This is a genomic window from Streptomyces sp. NPDC001401, from assembly GCF_042895385.1.
Taxonomy (GTDB): domain Bacteria; phylum Actinomycetota; class Actinomycetes; order Streptomycetales; family Streptomycetaceae; genus Streptomyces.
On record NZ_JBIAWI010000003.1, the window covers coordinates 688,860 to 704,085 of the forward strand.

Here is a 15,226-nt window from a genome sequence, read left to right on the forward strand (position 1 = left end):
CCTCGACTACGGTTGTACGTATGACCATTGTCGCGACGGGAACCAGCGCCTCGGCCACCGCCCCCACCGACAAGGGCGTCGGCCCCCTCCTGCGGTCCTGGCGGGAGCGCCGCCGGGTGAGTCAGCTGGAGCTGGCGCTGCGGGCCGACTCCTCGGCGCGGCACATCAGCTTCATCGAGACGGGCCGTTCCCGGCCGAGCGAGGAGATGGTGCTCAGGCTCGCCGAGCACCTGGACGTCCCGGTGCGGGAGCGCAACGCCCTGCTGCTGGCGGCCGGTTACGCCCCGCACTACCCGGAGACCCCGCTCGACTCGCCCGCGCTGGACGCCCTGCGCCAGGGCATGGAGCGCCTCATCCAGTGCTACGAGCCCTACCCGGCGTTCGTGGTCGACTCGGTGTACAACGTGGTCGCGGCCAACCGGGGCATGATGATGTTCCTGGAGGGCGTCGCGGAGTCGCTGCTCGAACCCCCGCTGAACGCCATGCGGTTGACACTGCACCCGGAGGGCCTGGCACCCCGCATCCGCAACCTCCCGGAGTGGCGCGGGCATCTGCTCGCGCAGATGGAACGGGAGATCGCCCTCCACCGCTCCGAACCACTGCGGGCGTTGTACGAGGAGGTGGCGGCCTACCCGGTGCCGGAGCCGGATCACGACCGCGAACCGGCGGAACCTGTCCCCTACTTCGCGCTCCCGATGCAGATCGAGCACGAGGGCCGGACGCTGTCCTTCATCTCCTCCATCTCCACCTTCAACACCCCCATGGACGTGACGGTCGCCGAGCTGGCCATCGAGACGCTCCTCCCGGCCGACCCGGCGACGGTCAAGTACCTTCAGTCGCTGATGCCCTGACGGGCTCCCGCCCACCGGACGGCCCTACGTGGCAAGCGCCTCACCACCGAACCCGTGAGACTGTCGGCGGAACATGAAACACTGCTTCGCGCATACTTCGGCGCGTGGGTCTGTCCGGCGGAGCAGGTCGGCTGCAAGGAACGACGCTTGTCGGCCGACCCGAGCGGGGTCATGGGGGTCCCCTCGCTCGAGCGAATTCGAGAGTGGGGGAGCGTGCAGCTGCAAGGCGGAGGAGCCGTGTCGATCAGCCGCTGCCGCGGCGTGCGACGCGGAGCGTCGGCAACCGACGACAACGCTGCTGGGGGCACCCCCTCTGAGGGAGTGCGTGCCAGGCCCCGCGACGCCGAGCTGATCCGCCGGACAGACCCTTGGGGAGGCGTGGCGTGAGTGAGCGGCGTCCCGCGCCCACTGTGGGCCAGGTGGTGCTCGGAAGGCGCCTGCAGGAACTGCGGGAGGCCGCCCGGCTCAAACGCGAGGAGGCCGCACGCGTCCTTCGGGTGGCCCCCGCGACCGTACGGCGGATGGAGATGGCCGAGGTCGCCCTGAAGATCCCGTACGTCCAGGTGCTGCTGGAGACGTACGGCGTCCCGGACGACGAGGCGGCCGCGTTCGTCGCCCTGGCCGAGGAGGCGAACCAGCCGGGCTGGTGGCAGCGGTTCCACGACGTGCTGCCGGACTGGTTCAGCCTGTATGTGAGCCTCGAGGGCGCCGCCACCATCATCCGCTCCTACGAGCCGCACTTCGTGCCCGGGCTGCTGCAGACCGAGGAGTACGCGCGTGCGGTGATGGAGGCGGGCACGGTCGGGCAGACCGGGCCCGAGACCATCGAGCGGCATGTGTCCCTGCGGATGGCCCGGCAGCGGCTGCTGGACCGCCCGGACCCGCCCCACCTGTGGGTGATCATGGATGAAACGGTTTTGCGGCGCCCGGTGAGCATCCGCGGCGAGGTGATGCGGGACCAGCTGGACAAGCTGCTGGAGTTCGCCGAGCGGGACCGGGTCACGCTGCAGATCGCCGAGTTCAAGGACGGCCCGCACCCGGGGACGTACGCGCCCTTCACGCTGTTCCGTTTCGGCGAGCCCGAACTGCCCGACATGGTCTTCACCGAGTACCTGACCGGCGCCCTGTACCTCGACTCGCGCAAGGAGGTCTCCGCGCATCTGGAGGTCCTCGACCACATGACGGCGCGGGCCGCGTCGGCCCAGCGCACGAAGAAGATCCTGCGGGAGTTCCGCCAGAACTTCTGAGTCACGCAGCACCTTTCCCACCTCGAGGAGAAGACACCGCATGACCGGATCCGACGCCGCACCGCAGATCGACACCAGCCGGCCGCACCCTGCCCGCGTGTACGACTGGTGGCTGGGCGGCAAGGACAACTACCCGGTGGACGAGGAGCTGGCCCGGAAGATCCTCGCCCTGGACAACACCGCGGTGCGCGGGGCACGGGCCAACCGGAGGTTCATGCAGCGGGCTGTCCGCGTCGTCGCCGAGGCGGGGATCCGTCAGTTCCTGGACATCGGCACGGGCATCCCCACCGAGCCCAATCTGCACCAGGTGGCGCAGGCCGTGGCGCCGGAGTGCCGGGTCGTGTACGCGGACAACGACCCGATCGTGCTGCGGCACGCCCAGGCGCTGCTGCGCGGCTCCGCCGAGGGCAGCACGGACTATGTGCACGCGGACGTGCGGGACATCGACACCTTGCTGCGGCAGGCCGCAGAGTCCCTGGACTTCTCGCGGCCGGTCGCGCTGTCGCTGGTCGCGCTGACCCACTACCTGGGCGAGGAGACCGACGGCGACGACGTGCACGGCCTGCTGCAGAAGTACGTCGCGGCGCTCGCACCCGGCAGCTACCTGATCCTGTCGCAGGTCACGCCCGACCTGAATCCGGAGGCCATCGCGAAGGCGGCCGGCGCCTTCCGGGCCGGCGGCACCCCCTTCTACCCCCGCTCGGTCACCGAGTTCCAGCGCTTCTTCGAAGGCCTGGAGCTGCTCGGCCCCGGGGTGATCCCGGTGACGGGATGGCGCCCGGAGGCCGAGGACGTGGCGGCGCAGGCGGAGGGGATCGTGCCCGTGTATGCGGGGGTCGCCGTCAAGCGCTGACGTCTGGTGCTATGTGACATGGCACTGCGTGGAATACGACATGGCACCACGGTGGAATGTCACACAGCACCACGGTGGAATGTGACATAGCACCACCCCCTCGCCCATGCACCCGTACGGCTGCCGTGAACAGGTGCGCTCCCGCGCCCGCCCCTAGCGTCGAAGCACGGGGTGAGCAAGGGAGCCACGCACGTGAGCGACACGCGAATACCGCCCACCGAGCCGGGGGCGGCGCTGCTCCGCGCAGGACGGTTCTTCCGCCCCGGCACCCCGGCCCCCGACCTGCACAGCATCGCGCTCACCGGCGGACGCGAGGCGGACGCCTTCTACCGGGACCGCTGGAGCCACGACAAGGTCGTGAACTCCACCCATGGTGTGAACTGCACGGGCTCCTGCCGCTGGAAGCTGTACGTCAAGGACGGCATCATCACCTGGGAGACCCAGCAGACGGACTACCCGTCGGTGGGCCCCGACCGTCCCGAGTACGAACCCCGCGGCTGCCCGCGCAGCGCCGCCTTCTCCTGGTACACCTACTCGCCGACCCGCGTGCGCTACCCGTACATCAGGGGCGTGCTGCTGGAGCTGTACCGGGAGGCTCGCGCCCGGCTCGGGGACCCCGTGCTCGCCTGGGCGCACATCCAGAGCGACCCCGAGCGCCGCCCGCCGTTACCAGCAGGCCCGCGGCAAGGGCCGTCTGGTGCGGGCGAGTTGGGACGAGGCGGTCGAGCTCGTCGCCGCCGCGCATGTCGACCTTCCCGTCGCCTCCCCGCAGGTGTTCGGCGACCAGACCGACGTACCGGAGTCGGGCGACTGGTGGGACGCGGCGTATCTGATGATGTGGGGCTCGAACGTGCCGGTCACGCGCACGCCCGACGCCCACTGGATGGCGGAGGCCCGCTACCGCGGCCAGAAGGTCGTGGTCGTGGCGCCCGACTATGCGGACAACGCCAAGTTCGCCGACGAGTGGCTGCACCCGCACCCCGGCACGGACGGAGCCGTCGCGCTGGCGATGGGGCATGTGATCCTGAAGGAGTTCTTCGTCGACCGCGAGACCTCCTTCTTCGCGGACTACGCGGCCGGAGGAGTCGGCGCTGCCTGCCGAGTGCAGCCTCGACTACGACGGCGGGCCGGGCATGGGCGGCGACGGGCCGTTCGGCCGGGACTCGGGGCGCAGGCAGCTGCCGCTGGTGTCGGTGGAGAACTTCCACGCACTGCGCAGACGCCAGACCACGGACGATGCGAAGGAGACCTGATGCCCTCGGACGCCGTGCTGTACCAGGCGGCAGCGCTCTGCCTGACCTATCCCGACGACGACTTCCGCGCCCGGCTGCCGCTGCTGCGTGAAGCAGCCCCGCAGCTGCGGGAGTTCACGGACCATGCGGCCGTCACTCCACCCCAGGAGCTGGCCGCCCACTACGTGCAGGTCTTCGACTTCAAGAACCGGCACAGCCTCTATCTGAGCTGGTGGCAGGACGGCGACACCCGGCGGCGCGGCATGTCGCTGGTCCGCTTCAAGGACGTCTACCGCGCCGCCGGCCTGGAGTTCACCGGCGAGGAACTGCCCGACTTCCTGCCCGCGGTACTGGAGTTCGCGGCCCGCACCGGCGACACGGACCTCCTGACGGAACACCGCGAGGCCCTGGGACAGCTCAGGGCCCGGCTCACCGACTTCGGCACGCCGTACGCATCCGTCCTGGACGCCGTGTGCGCCACCCTGCCGATCCCGCACACGGAGGTGCGCTCATGACCATGCTGCTGTGGGGCGTCCTGCCGTACGTCGCCCTCACCCTGCTCGTCGCCGGCCTGATCTGGCGCTACCGCTACGACAAGTACGGCTGGACCACGCGTTCCTCGCAGATGTACGAGTCGAAGCTGCTGAACATCGCCTCCCCGGCCTTCCACTACGGCATCCTCTTCGTGCTCGCGGGCCACCTGGTGGGCCTGTTCGTCCCGAAGTCGTGGACCGACTCGATCGGCGTCGGCGAGCACACGTACCACCTCTTCTCGCTCTACGGCGGCACCGCGGCCGGCGTGCTCGCCCTCGCCGGGATCCTGCTCCTCGTCCACCGCCGCCGCACGCACGCCCCGGTCTTCCGGGCGACGACCGTCAACGACAAGCTCATGTACGCCGTGCTGCTCGCCGCCATCGCCATGGGCATGGCCGCCAAGCTGACCCACGCCTCCGGCGACGGCTACAACTACCGTGAAACCATTGCCCCTTGGGCCCGCAGCCTGTTCACACTGCAGCCGAAGACGGACCTGATGGAGGGCGTGCCGGTGCTGTACCGGGTCCACGCGACGATCGGCATGGCGCTGATCGCCCTGGTGCCGTACACCCGCCTGGTCCATATGTTCAGCGCGCCGGTGCAGTACCTGTTGCGCCCGTACGTGGTGTACCGCAGCCGCGACCCCGGGCAGCTGGGGCCGCGGCCGGAACGGCGGGGCTGGGAGAAGACGGGAGTCTGACGTCTACGCTGCGCCGCCCTTCGTGTCGTCGCGTTCCTCGTCGACGATCTCCGCGTCGACCACGCCCTCCTCGTCCTGCGGTGAGGTGTGCTGTTCGGTGCCGCTGCCGGAGGGGCCCTGGTCGGCCTGGGCGTACATCGCCTGGCCCATCTTCTGGCTGACGGTGGCGAGTTTCTCGACGCCGGTGCGCAGCTCGTTGGTCTCCGCGTTCCGTTCCAGCAGGCCCTTGAGTTCCGTCGCCGCCGCTTCCACCTCCGACTTGGTGTCGGCGGGGATCCGGTCCTCGTTGTCCCGTATGAACTTCTCGGTCTGGTAGACGAGTTGTTCGGCCTGGTTGCGGGTCTCGGCGGCCTCGCGGCGCTTGCGGTCCTCCTCCGCGTGCTGCTCGGCCTCCCGCATCATGCGGTCGATGTCGTCCTTGGGGAGCGCGGAACCGCCGGTCACCGTCATCTTCTGCTCGCGGCCGGTGGCGAGGTCCTTGGCCGAGACGTGCATGATGCCGTTCGCGTCGATGTCGAAGGCGACCTCGATCTGCGGGACCCCGCGCGGGGCGGGCGGCAGACCCGTCAGGTCGAAGACTCCCAGCTTCTTGTTGTACGCGGCGATCTCACGCTCGCCCTGGTAGACCTGGATGCCCACCGAGGGCTGGTTGTCCGTGGCCGTCGTGAAGATCTCCGAACGCCGGGTCGGGATGGTCGTGTTGCGCTCGATCAGCTTCGTCATGATGCCGCCCTTGGTCTCGATGCCGAGGGACAGCGGGGTGACGTCGAGGAGGAGCACGTCCTTGACATCGCCTCGGATGACGCCCGCCTGCAGGGTCGCGCCGACGGCCACGACCTCGTCGGGGTTGACGCCCTTGTGCGGGTCCTTGCCGGTGAGCTCCTTGACCAGGTCGGTGACCGCGGGCATCCGCGTCGAGCCGCCGACGAGAATGACGTGGTCGACCGCGGCAAGCTTGACGTTCGCATCCTTGACCGCCTGGTGGAAGGGGGTCTTGCAGCGGTCGAGGAGGTCGGCGGTGAGCTCCTGGAACTGGGCGCGGGTCATCTTCTCGTCGAGGTGCAGCGGCCCCTCGGCGGAGGCGGTGATGTAGGGCAGGTTGATCGTCGTCTCGGACGAGCTCGACAGCTCGATCTTGGCCTTCTCGGCGCCCTCGCGCAGCCGCTGCAGCGCCATCTTGTCCTTGCCGAGGTCGATGCCGTACTGCCCCTGGAACTTCTTGACCAGGAACTCGACGACCCGCTGGTCCCAGTCGTCGCCGCCGAGGTGGGTGTCGCCGTTGGTCGCCTTCACCTCGATGACGCCGTCGCCGATCTCGAGGAGCGACACGTCGAAAGTGCCGCCGCCGAGGTCGAAGACCAGCACGGTCTGCTCCTCGCCGCGGTCGAGGCCGTAGGCCAGGGCGGCCGCCGTCGGCTCGTTGATGATCCGCAGGACCTTCAGGCCCGCGATCTCCCCGGCCTCCTTGGTCGCCTGCCGCTGTGAGTCGTCGAAGTACGCCGGTACGGTGATCACCGCGTCCGTGACGTCCTCGCCGAGGTAGGACTCGGCGTCCCGCTTCAGCTTCTGGAGCACCCGCGCGGACAGCTCCTGCGCCCGGTAGCGGGTCCCGTCGACGGAGCCCTGATCCGGGAAGCGCCAGGCGGCGTCCCCCATGTGCCGCTTCACCGAGCGGGCCGTCCGCTCCACGTTGGTCACGGCCTGCCGCTTGGCCACCTCCCCGACCAGCACCTCCCCGTTCTTGGCGAAGGCCACGACCGACGGTGTGGTCCTGGCCCCCTCCGCATTCGCGACGACCGTGGGCTCGCCGCCCTCCAGCACGGCCACCACCGAGTTCGTGGTCCCTAGATCGATCCCGACCGCACGTGCCATCTCGGTCCCCTTCCGCCAGGGCACTTCTCAGACTCCAGCACAAAACTTGAGTGCGCTGTTGTCAATGCCGTGTACCCGGAAACGCGGATGCCGCGCACCCGAGTGCGGGGGCGCGGCACCGAGAGGCGTGCAGCCGTGGGCTTCAGGACAGCTTGGCCGACAGCGTGATCGTCGTGCCGGTGAGGGCCTGGCTGACCGGGCAGTTCTTCTTGGCGTCCTCGGCGGCGGCGACGAACGCGTCGTTGTCGATGCCGGGAACCGTGCCCTCGACGGTGAGGTGGATTCCGGTGATGCCCTCACCCGGCTGGAAGCTGACGTCGGCCGAGGTGATGAGCTTGGTGGGCGGGGTGCCGGCGCCGTTCAAGGCGTGCGACAGCGCCATGGAGAAGCAGCTGGAGTGCGCGGCGGCGATCAGCTCCTCGGGGCTGGTCTTGCCGTTCGCGTCCTGAGAACGCGAGGCCCACGTGACCGGCTGCGCCTCGATGGCACCGGAGGAGTCGAAGTTGACGACACCGCTGCCCTCGATCAGGCTGCCTTCCCAGACGGTGTGTGCGGAGCGCGTGGTTGCCACGGTGAATCCTTCCGAATTCCGGGTGTTGCTTGGGATCCCATCCGATCACATTCCGGCTCACCGCAGCCGGATTTCAGGCGGCCCGCTCCTGCTCGCCCTCGTCGGTGACGGGCACCTGAGGACCGTCCGTCTCCCACAGCCAGCGGCGCAGTATGTGGTGGATGTGCTCGGCGCCGACGATTTCGCGCCCGTCCTCGACCGGCTCGGAGAAGGCGACCGGGGAGAGCAGGAAAGGTCTTCCCTGTGCGCCGCCGAGCCCGCCGTGCGAGCCGATCTGCTCCTCGAAGGCGAGGACTTCGCCGTCGGCCGGGTCGTGGAAGGAGTTGACCATGATGTCGGCGGTGTGCGGGAAGGAGTGGGTGCGGCGCACGGCGTCGGCGGCGCCGGGGCCGAACGCCTCCAACGGGCCCGGCTTGTCGTCGAGTTGGTCGAGCGGTATCTCGGCGCCGTACGCGCCCAGCACGACCCCGCCGTGCTCCTCGCTGCGGACCAGCAGGAAGCCGACGCCGGGGTGGTTGGCGAGGGTTGTCAGCAGCGCGGGATGGCGGGCGTCGATCTCCTCCTTGCTCATCCGGTGCGGCACGTCCGGGAAGGAGACCAGGCCGAGGTTGCCGGAGGCCAGCACGAGCGGCTCCGAGCGGCGGCGGGAGGGGCGGTGCTGTTCGCCGCCCTCCTCGACGGGCCGGCGCAGCGCCGCGCGCACGGCCGCGCGGGCCTCGGCGCCGCTGTGCGTGCGCTGCGCCCTGCGGGGTACGGGGAGGCCGCAGCCGGCCCGCACCAGATCACCGAGGCCGAGCCCGTAGCGGGCGCGGAAGGTCTCGCCGGGGCTCTGGCCGTGGTCGGACAGGACGACGATCCGGTACGGCCGCGGGGCGTGCTCGGCGACGTTCGCGATCAACGCCAGGGCGCGGTCGAGGCGATCGAGGACCTTCTCCGCGTCGCGGCTCGTCGGCCCGGAGTGGTGCGCCACTTCGTCGTACGCCACCAGGTCGGCATAGACGGCGGTGCGTCCGGCGAGCATGTCGCCCATCACCGCGGCGACCACGACGTCCCGCTCGACGACGGTCGCGAAGGCGCGGACGAAGGGGTAGAGGCCACCGCGTGCGACGCGCGGGCGCTGCCTTCTGATGCGGGCCCGGATGGACTGGCCGCTCTCGCGGCCGACTTCGGCGACGAAGGACATGGCGGTGCGCACGGCGTTGGCCGGGTCGGAGAAGTACGCGAAGTAGCCCGCCCGGGACCGGTTCTCCCGGCCGCGGCGGCGGGTGGCGATCGACAGCACCAGGGCCTGCTCGTCGGCGCCGCCGCTGAAGAGGTTGCCGCGGCTCGCGCCGTCGGCGGTGAGGAGGCCGCCGTCGCCGGTGTGCTCGACGGCTCGGCGCTGGAGTTCGGCGGCGCTCGTCGGCCGGTTGCAGACCATCACCTCGCGGCTGTCCTTCTCGTACCAGCGGAACGCCGGAATGTCGTGGTTGCTGCCGTGCAGGATGCCGAGCTGGCTGGCGCCGGTCTGGCTGGACCAGTCGGTGCGCCAGGGGGTGAGCCGGTGGGTGCTCTCCAGCCATCTGGCGACGGTGGGCATCACGCCCTTGCCGACCGCGGCCAGGAGTACGTCGTGGCCGACGCCGTCGAGTTGCAGGAAGACCGTGCCCGGGCTGGACGGGCCCGGCGGCCGGCTTCTGCGGCGGCGGTCGGCGAGGCGGTAGAGGCGGCGCCGGTACGCGTCGTCGTCGCGCACGGCCAGGGCGGCGCCGGTCGCGGAGGCCACGGCGGACATCACGGCGGCGACGATGACGGCGGTCTCGGGGGCGGCCTCGCTGTCCCCGGACGGGTTGATGCGCAGGGCGACGAGCAGCAGCGATCCGTTGAGGAAGAACACCAGCAGCCCCAGGACGAGCGCGGGCACGAGCAGCAGCAGCCGGACCAGCAGCGGCCACACCAGCGCCGACAGCAGACCGAAGGCACCGGCGCCGAACGCGGCCGTGACGGCGATGCGCGTGGCGCTGTCGCCGTTCGCGGACTGCAGCTGGAAGTCGGGCAGGATCCCGGCCAGCACGAGCATGGTGACCGTGGAGACCGCCCACACCGCGACGCTCCGCCCCACCTGACTGGCGACCCGCCGCCAACGCCCGCCACGCACGCCCAGCCCACCTCACGTCCTGGCCCGTCGTCGATGCGGGCCTGTACTTCAGACTGTCACACGGGTCGGACAATCCGGTCCGTCACCGGGAGCGGGCCTCAGCGCCCGTCGTATCCGGCCGTCGGCATCGACAGACGCCGATGCACCCGTGCCTTCATCTGGGCGTCGTAGCAGGGCTCCTCGAACCCCACCGTCTCCACCCGCACCCCGCGCCGCGTGCACTCCGCGGTGAACTCCTCGACGGACGACAGCGCGCTCTCCAGCACCCGGCGGCTGGGCGCCACGAACAGATCGATCCCCGGCCGGACGCCGTCCCACAGCACACAGTGGTCGGCCCGCAGTCCCCGCACCAGGAGCTCCCTGCTGACTTTGTAGCCCCGCTCGGCGGCCCAGCGGGCGCACATCGCGTGCTGGCTGCGGGAGTCCACCAGGAAGGGATCGGCGTCCAGCTCCTCGAGCGGCGTCAGACTCGCGATCGCCGTGACCCGCACCGGTCCCATGGCGTCCCCCTCACCTCTGGGTTTCGGCGCCGACCATACTCCTGCCCGTAGGCTTCGGGGAGTCGCGCGAAGGAGGCAAAGAGGTGCCGGTGGAGATCACCTGGTGGGGTCACGCGACGTGCACGGTCGCGGACTCGGGCGTACGGCTGCTCACCGACCCTCTGTTCGCCCGCCGCCTCGCCCATCTCCGCCGCCGTCGCGGGGCGCTGCCGCCGCCCGGCGCCTGGCGCGCGGACGCGGCGCTGGTGTCACATCTGCACGCCGACCACCTGCACGTTCCGTCGCTGGAGCGGCTCGCCGAGGGCACACGCCTGCTGGTGCCCCGGGGCGCATCCCGCGCCGTGCCGGGGTTGCGCCGGCTCACCCATCTCACGGTGAGCGAGGTGGCGCCCGGTGACCGGGTGACGGTCGGTGACGTGGTCGTACGGGCCGTTTCCGCACGGCACGACGGGCGGCGGCTGCCGCTCGGACCGCACCGCTCCCCCGCTCTCGGCTACGTCATCGAGGGCGAGGCACGGACGTACTTCGCCGGGGACACCGGGCTGTTCGACGCGATGGCGCAGGAGGTCGGGCCAGTCGACGTGGCGTTGTTGCCGGTGGGCGGCTGGGGTCCGTACCTCGGCGCAGGACATCTGGACGCAGGGCGGGCGGCCCAGGCACTGGCCCGGCTGGCGCCGCGCAGTGCGGTGCCGGTGCACTACGGCACGTACTGGCCGATCGGGATGGACGCCGTGCGCCCCCATGAATTCCACGCGCCCGGCGACGAGTTCGTGCGCCTCGCGGCCGAGCACGCGCCGGATGTCGCGGTGCACCGGCTCGGGCACGGGGAGAGTGTGCGCCTGGAGGTCGCGCGGTGATGCTCCTGGCCGCCGTCACGACGACGACCGTGCCTCCGGAGTCCACCCAGCAGGCGATCGGCTATCCGTCGCTGTTCCTGCTGGTGCTGTTCGGGGCGCTGGTGCCGGTGATTCCGACGGGGGCGCTGGTGAGTTCGGCGGCGGTGGTGGCCTTTCATCAGACGGCGCCGTTCGCGTTGGCGCTGGTGTTCGTGACGGCGTCGCTGGCCGCGTTCCTGGGGGATGCGGCGCTGTACTGGCTCGGGCGGCGCGGGATGAGGTCGAAGAACGGGTCGCGGTGGCTGGAGGCGATTCGGGCGCGGGCGCCGGAAGCGCGGCTTGCGCAGGCGCAGTCGCGACTTGCCGAGCACGGGGTGGCGGTGCTGGTGCTGTCCCGGCTGGTGCCGGCCGGGCGTATTCCGGTGATGTTGGCCTGTCTTGTGGCTCGGTGGCCGTTGCGGCGGTTTGCTCGGGGCAACTTGCCGGCGTGCCTGGCTTGGGCTGCGACGTATCAAGTGATTGGGATTCTGGGTGGTTCGCTGTTCCCGGAGCCTTGGGAAGGCGTGGTCGCTGCGGTGGCGCTGACGCTGGTCATCAGTGTGGCGCCGAGTGTGTGGCGGCGGGTTCGATCTGCAGGGTGACGGTGCGTTGCGGGGCGCGGGTTCGTGGGGGTTGATCGCGCCCACGCGGCGGAGCCGCAAATCGATACAGCCCCGCGCCCCTATAGGGCGCTACAGGACCCGGGAGGCTCCGATGGGGAGGTCCCACAAGTTCTCGCGGGGCAGGCCTGCCTTCTCCCAAGCCGTCCGCACGCGGGTGAGTGGTTCCAGGACCGGCTCTGCCGACAGTACGAACGTGGCCCAGTGCATCGGGGCCATCCTGCGCGCGCCCAAGTCCTGCGCGGCCCTTACCGCCTCCTCCGGGTCGCAGTGGACGTCGCTGAGCCACCAGCGGGGGTCGTAGGCGCCGATCGGGAGCAGGGCGAGGTCGATGCCGGGGTAGCGTTCGCCGATCCGTGAGAACCAGTGCCCGTAGCCTGTGTCGCCGGCGAAGTAGATGCGTTGGCCGTCGGGGGCCGTGAGGACCCAGCCGCCCCACAGGGTGCGGCAGGCGTCGGTGAGGGTGCGCTTGGACCAGTGGTGGGCGGGGACGAAGTCGAAGCGGACGCCGTTCAGTTCGGCCGCCTCCCACCAGTCCAGTTCGGTCACGGCGGTGAAGCGGCGGCGGCGGAACCAGCGGGCGAGGCCCGCCGGGGCGAACACCGGGGTGTCGCGCGGGAGTCGCCGCAGGGTGGGGGCGTCCAGGTGGTCGTAGTGGTTGTGGCTGATGACGACCGCGTCGATGGGCGGCAGGGATTCCCAGGGGACTCCGACCGGGGTGATGCGGGCGGGGGTGCCGAGGATGCGGCGGGACCAGACCGGGTCGGTGAGGACGGTCAGGCCGCCGATCCGGACGACCCAACTGGCGTGTCCCGCCCAGGAGACGGCGACGGTGCGGGCGTCGACGCGGGGCAGCGGGGCGGGTTCGAAGGGCAGCCGGGGGATGTCGGCGAGGCCCTCGCGTCCGGGGCGGATGGAACCCTCGCGGGCGAAGCGGGCCATGGCCTTCAGGCCGGGCAGCGGGGCGGTCAGGCGGTCGTGGAAGGTGCGCGGCCACACCCGGCGTTCGCCCGGCGGGCGGGGTTCGGCCAGCGGCGGAAGGGCCGGCGCGAACCCTGGCCTGGACGCCGTCTCGTCGGCATCCCGGGTGGTCGTACTCGTGCTCGTGGTGGTGGTCGACTCGGACTGCTGCGTCATCGAGGAGGCTCCCATCGCTGAGCGTCGTCGCGGAGATCGTCGAAGACCGACTTCACATGGCTCAACGCGCGTTGCACGTGTGGCAGTTCCAACGGCGTGGGCGATGTGAGACATTCCGCGCGTTCCTCATCCGTGCGGCCCAGCAGCGGGCCGGTGGACAGGCGGACGCGCAGGGCGCCGAGTTCGTCGCCGAAGCGGTGGCCGCCGGGTGCGGGCATCCCGAGCCGGGCGGCGAGGAAGTCCTCCAGGTCCTGTGCGTCGCCGACGCCGTGCGCGGTGAGCGCGGAGCGCAGCGGGCCGAGGTCGGCGTAGAGGTGGCGGCCGGCCTGCGGGGGACGGGACAGGGTGCCCGCCGCGACGACCGCCGCGTGCACGGCGGCGGCCACGCGCGCGTGCAGGCGCACGGTGGCAGCCACGCGCGCGGTGACGGGCTCGGGCTCCCCCAGCGCGTACGCGGCCGGGGCGGCGACGGGCCCGGCGATCCGCGCGCCCAGCGCGGTGAGCACGTCGAGCACGCGCGCGTGGAGGTCGCGGCCCGCCTCGCCCGGCTGAAAGCGGGCGATCGCGGCCGGCCAGCCGGGCGGCAGCAGCGCGCCGGCCAGGTCGCTGACGACGGTGACGTGGTCGGGCAGCATCTCGGCGGGGCTGAGCAGCACGGTGTGGTGCGGAGCGTGCAGGGTGTCGCGCCAGGTCTCGTCGCTGACCAGGTGCAGTCCCTCGCCGGCGGCGGCCTCGACGCACTCGTGCAGGAACTCGGGCGGGGCGACGGTGGCGGTGGGGTCGTCGGCGACCGAGAGCACGAGCAGCCGCGGGTCACCGCCCTCGGCGCGCACTCTGCGCACGGTCTCCAGGAGGGCGTACGGATCCGGGACGCCACCGCACTCGGCCGGGGTCGCCACATGGAAGACGGGTCTGCCCAACAGGCGTGCGTACGGCGCCCACCAGGCCGCGCAGGGCCTCGGCACCAGGACGTCGCCGCCGACCGCGGCGGTCAGCGCGAGCAGCAGGGCGGGGGCGCCGGGGCCGGCGGCCACACGGTCGCCTCCGGCGGTCAGGCCGCGCCGTTCCCAGTAGCCGCACGCGGCCTCGATCAGCTCGGGTCCGCCGCCGATGGGCTCCCCGTGGGCGCGTGCAGCGGCCGCGGCGAGCACGGCGGTGAGCGCGGGCGGTACGGGCAGCCCGTCCTCCGGAAGCGGAGGCCCGTAGCGGACGGGGCCGTGGCCTTCCGGGTCCGTCCGCCGCATGCGTACCTCCGCGCAGTCCCTGTGCCGTGTGCGGCACTGTGCTCCGAGTACCCAGGGTGCCGCTGCCGCATGGGAGTGCGCTCGGGTTTCGCCGGTCGCCCGGCGGGTCAGCGGAACCGGACGGAGCCCTTGGGCCACAGCCGGTAGGCGCAGGCGCCCAGTGCGGCGGCGATCAGGACGGCGCCGGCGACGAGGGCGGGCACGGAGTCGGAGAAGGAGCCGCCCGTGCCGGCCTGCACGCCGTGCTGCCTGCCGTTCTGCGTCCCCTGTTCCACCCCGTGTTCCATGCCGTCCTGCCCCCCGTGTTCCGCCCCGTCCTGCATCCCCGCGCCGCCGCAGGAGTCGGGGGCCGGCTCGGTGCAGGGCCGGCCTTCGCCGTGGCCGCCGCCACCGCCGATGTCGCCGCCTCCGACATCGGCACCTCCGACGTCGCCACCTCCACCACCTCCACCGCCACCGGCGCCACCGGCGCCACCATCGGCACCCCACCCACCACCGGCGCCGCCCTCGTCACCACGTCCGCCATCGCTACCGACACCGCCGTCACCACGCCCAGCACCCTCGCCACCATCGCGGTTCACGTGGGCTGGGGCGCTCCACGCCTTGCTCTCTCCGCGGGGCGTCGTCGCGCAGGCGGCGTCGATGGTGGCGGGCGGCGGTCCGCCGGTGGATTCGCAGGCGACCGAGACGGTGACGCGGCCGCCCGGGGAGACGCTGCTCGGACCGACCTCCCCGGCCGAGTCCGCGTAAGCGGCCGAGGCGAAGCCGAGCGTGGCGCCGGTCAGGGCCGCGACGGACAGGACACGGGCGGTGCGAGGCATGGGGAGGGCTCCTTCGACGGGCGGCTTCTCAG

General features: G+C 71.6%; 14 protein-coding genes and 2 pseudogenes. 9 read left to right on the forward strand and 7 right to left on the reverse strand.

Annotated features, from left to right (window positions below):
- Window positions 1-20: 20 nt before the first annotated feature.
- The 7 genes and pseudogenes from ACFY10_RS15075 to narI all read left to right on the forward strand — a co-directional run bounded on the left by ACFY10_RS15075 (window position 21) and on the right by narI (window position 5,417).
- On the forward strand, window positions 21-851 hold the full coding sequence (locus ACFY10_RS15075; protein WP_390665514.1) for a helix-turn-helix domain-containing protein: 831 nt from the start codon (window positions 21-23) through the stop codon (window positions 849-851).
- 383 nt (window positions 852-1,234) lie between these two features.
- Window positions 1,235-2,098, forward strand: coding sequence for a helix-turn-helix domain-containing protein (locus ACFY10_RS15080; RefSeq protein ID WP_390665515.1), 864 nt, complete (start codon window positions 1,235-1,237; stop codon window positions 2,096-2,098).
- Window positions 2,099-2,138: 40 nt separating this feature from the next.
- A complete protein-coding gene (locus tag ACFY10_RS15085) occupies window positions 2,139-2,951 on the forward strand; it encodes an SAM-dependent methyltransferase (protein ID WP_390665516.1) in 813 nt (270 codons plus the stop codon).
- A 192-nt stretch (window positions 2,952-3,143) separates the two neighbouring features.
- Window positions 3,144-4,023, forward strand: a pseudogene (locus tag ACFY10_RS15090) (molybdopterin-dependent oxidoreductase); the annotation flags it as partial.
- 1 nt (window position 4,024) lies between these two features.
- Window positions 4,025-4,204: pseudogene (narY, locus tag ACFY10_RS15095) on the forward strand (nitrate reductase subunit beta); the annotation flags it as partial.
- Window positions 4,204-4,698: a nitrate reductase molybdenum cofactor assembly chaperone gene (narJ, locus tag ACFY10_RS15100; protein ID WP_390665583.1), complete on the forward strand. Its 495-nt coding sequence runs from the start codon at window positions 4,204-4,206 to the stop codon at window positions 4,696-4,698. The pseudogene narY and the gene narJ, both read left to right, overlap by 1 nt.
- Window positions 4,695-5,417, forward strand: a complete 723-nt coding sequence (gene narI / locus ACFY10_RS15105; RefSeq protein WP_390665517.1) for a respiratory nitrate reductase subunit gamma — start codon at window positions 4,695-4,697, stop codon at window positions 5,415-5,417. Before narJ ends, narI begins: the two co-directional genes overlap by 4 nt.
- Before the next feature lie 3 nt (window positions 5,418-5,420).
- Here narI and dnaK read toward each other — a convergent pair whose 3' ends face one another.
- The 4 genes from dnaK to ACFY10_RS15125 form a co-directional block, all read right to left on the reverse strand.
- Window positions 5,421-7,289, reverse strand: a complete 1,869-nt coding sequence (gene dnaK, locus ACFY10_RS15110; protein ID WP_390665518.1) for a molecular chaperone DnaK — start codon at window positions 7,287-7,289, stop codon at window positions 5,421-5,423.
- A gap of 142 nt (window positions 7,290-7,431) precedes the next feature.
- Complete coding sequence (locus ACFY10_RS15115) at window positions 7,432-7,860, reverse strand: OsmC family protein (protein WP_390665519.1); 429 nt, start codon at window positions 7,858-7,860, stop codon at window positions 7,432-7,434.
- Window positions 7,861-7,933: 73 nt separating this feature from the next.
- Window positions 7,934-9,943 carry an alkaline phosphatase family protein gene (locus ACFY10_RS15120; protein WP_390665584.1) on the reverse strand — a complete coding sequence of 670 codons (2,010 nt, stop codon included), beginning with the start codon at window positions 9,941-9,943 and terminating at the stop codon, window positions 7,934-7,936.
- 152 nt (window positions 9,944-10,095) lie between these two features.
- Window positions 10,096-10,497, reverse strand: coding sequence for a hypothetical protein (locus tag ACFY10_RS15125; RefSeq protein ID WP_390665520.1), 402 nt, complete (start codon window positions 10,495-10,497; stop codon window positions 10,096-10,098).
- An 83-nt stretch (window positions 10,498-10,580) separates the two neighbouring features.
- On the opposite strand from ACFY10_RS15125, the gene ACFY10_RS15130 reads away from it, so the two are divergent.
- Together ACFY10_RS15130 and ACFY10_RS15135 are read left to right on the forward strand one after the other, a co-directional pair.
- Window positions 10,581-11,354: an MBL fold metallo-hydrolase gene (locus tag ACFY10_RS15130; protein ID WP_390665521.1), complete on the forward strand. Its 774-nt coding sequence runs from the start codon at window positions 10,581-10,583 to the stop codon at window positions 11,352-11,354.
- Window positions 11,354-11,974, forward strand: coding sequence for a DedA family protein (locus ACFY10_RS15135; RefSeq protein ID WP_390665585.1), 621 nt, complete (start codon window positions 11,354-11,356; stop codon window positions 11,972-11,974). Before ACFY10_RS15130 ends, ACFY10_RS15135 begins: the two co-directional genes overlap by 1 nt.
- A 90-nt stretch (window positions 11,975-12,064) precedes the next feature.
- On the opposite strand, the gene ACFY10_RS15140 is transcribed toward ACFY10_RS15135, so the two are convergent.
- From ACFY10_RS15140 to ACFY10_RS15150, 3 genes are all read right to left on the reverse strand, one after another.
- On the reverse strand, window positions 12,065-13,129 hold the full coding sequence (locus tag ACFY10_RS15140) for an MBL fold metallo-hydrolase (RefSeq protein ID WP_390665522.1): 1,065 nt from the start codon (window positions 13,127-13,129) through the stop codon (window positions 12,065-12,067).
- Window positions 13,126-14,373, reverse strand: a complete 1,248-nt coding sequence (locus ACFY10_RS15145) for an aminotransferase class I/II-fold pyridoxal phosphate-dependent enzyme (RefSeq protein WP_390665523.1) — start codon at window positions 14,371-14,373, stop codon at window positions 13,126-13,128. Before ACFY10_RS15145 ends, ACFY10_RS15140 begins: the two co-directional genes overlap by 4 nt.
- Window positions 14,374-14,480: 107 nt before the next feature.
- Window positions 14,481-15,194, reverse strand: coding sequence for a hypothetical protein (locus ACFY10_RS15150; protein WP_390665524.1), 714 nt, complete (start codon window positions 15,192-15,194; stop codon window positions 14,481-14,483).
- Between the last annotated feature and the right edge of the window lie 32 nt (window positions 15,195-15,226).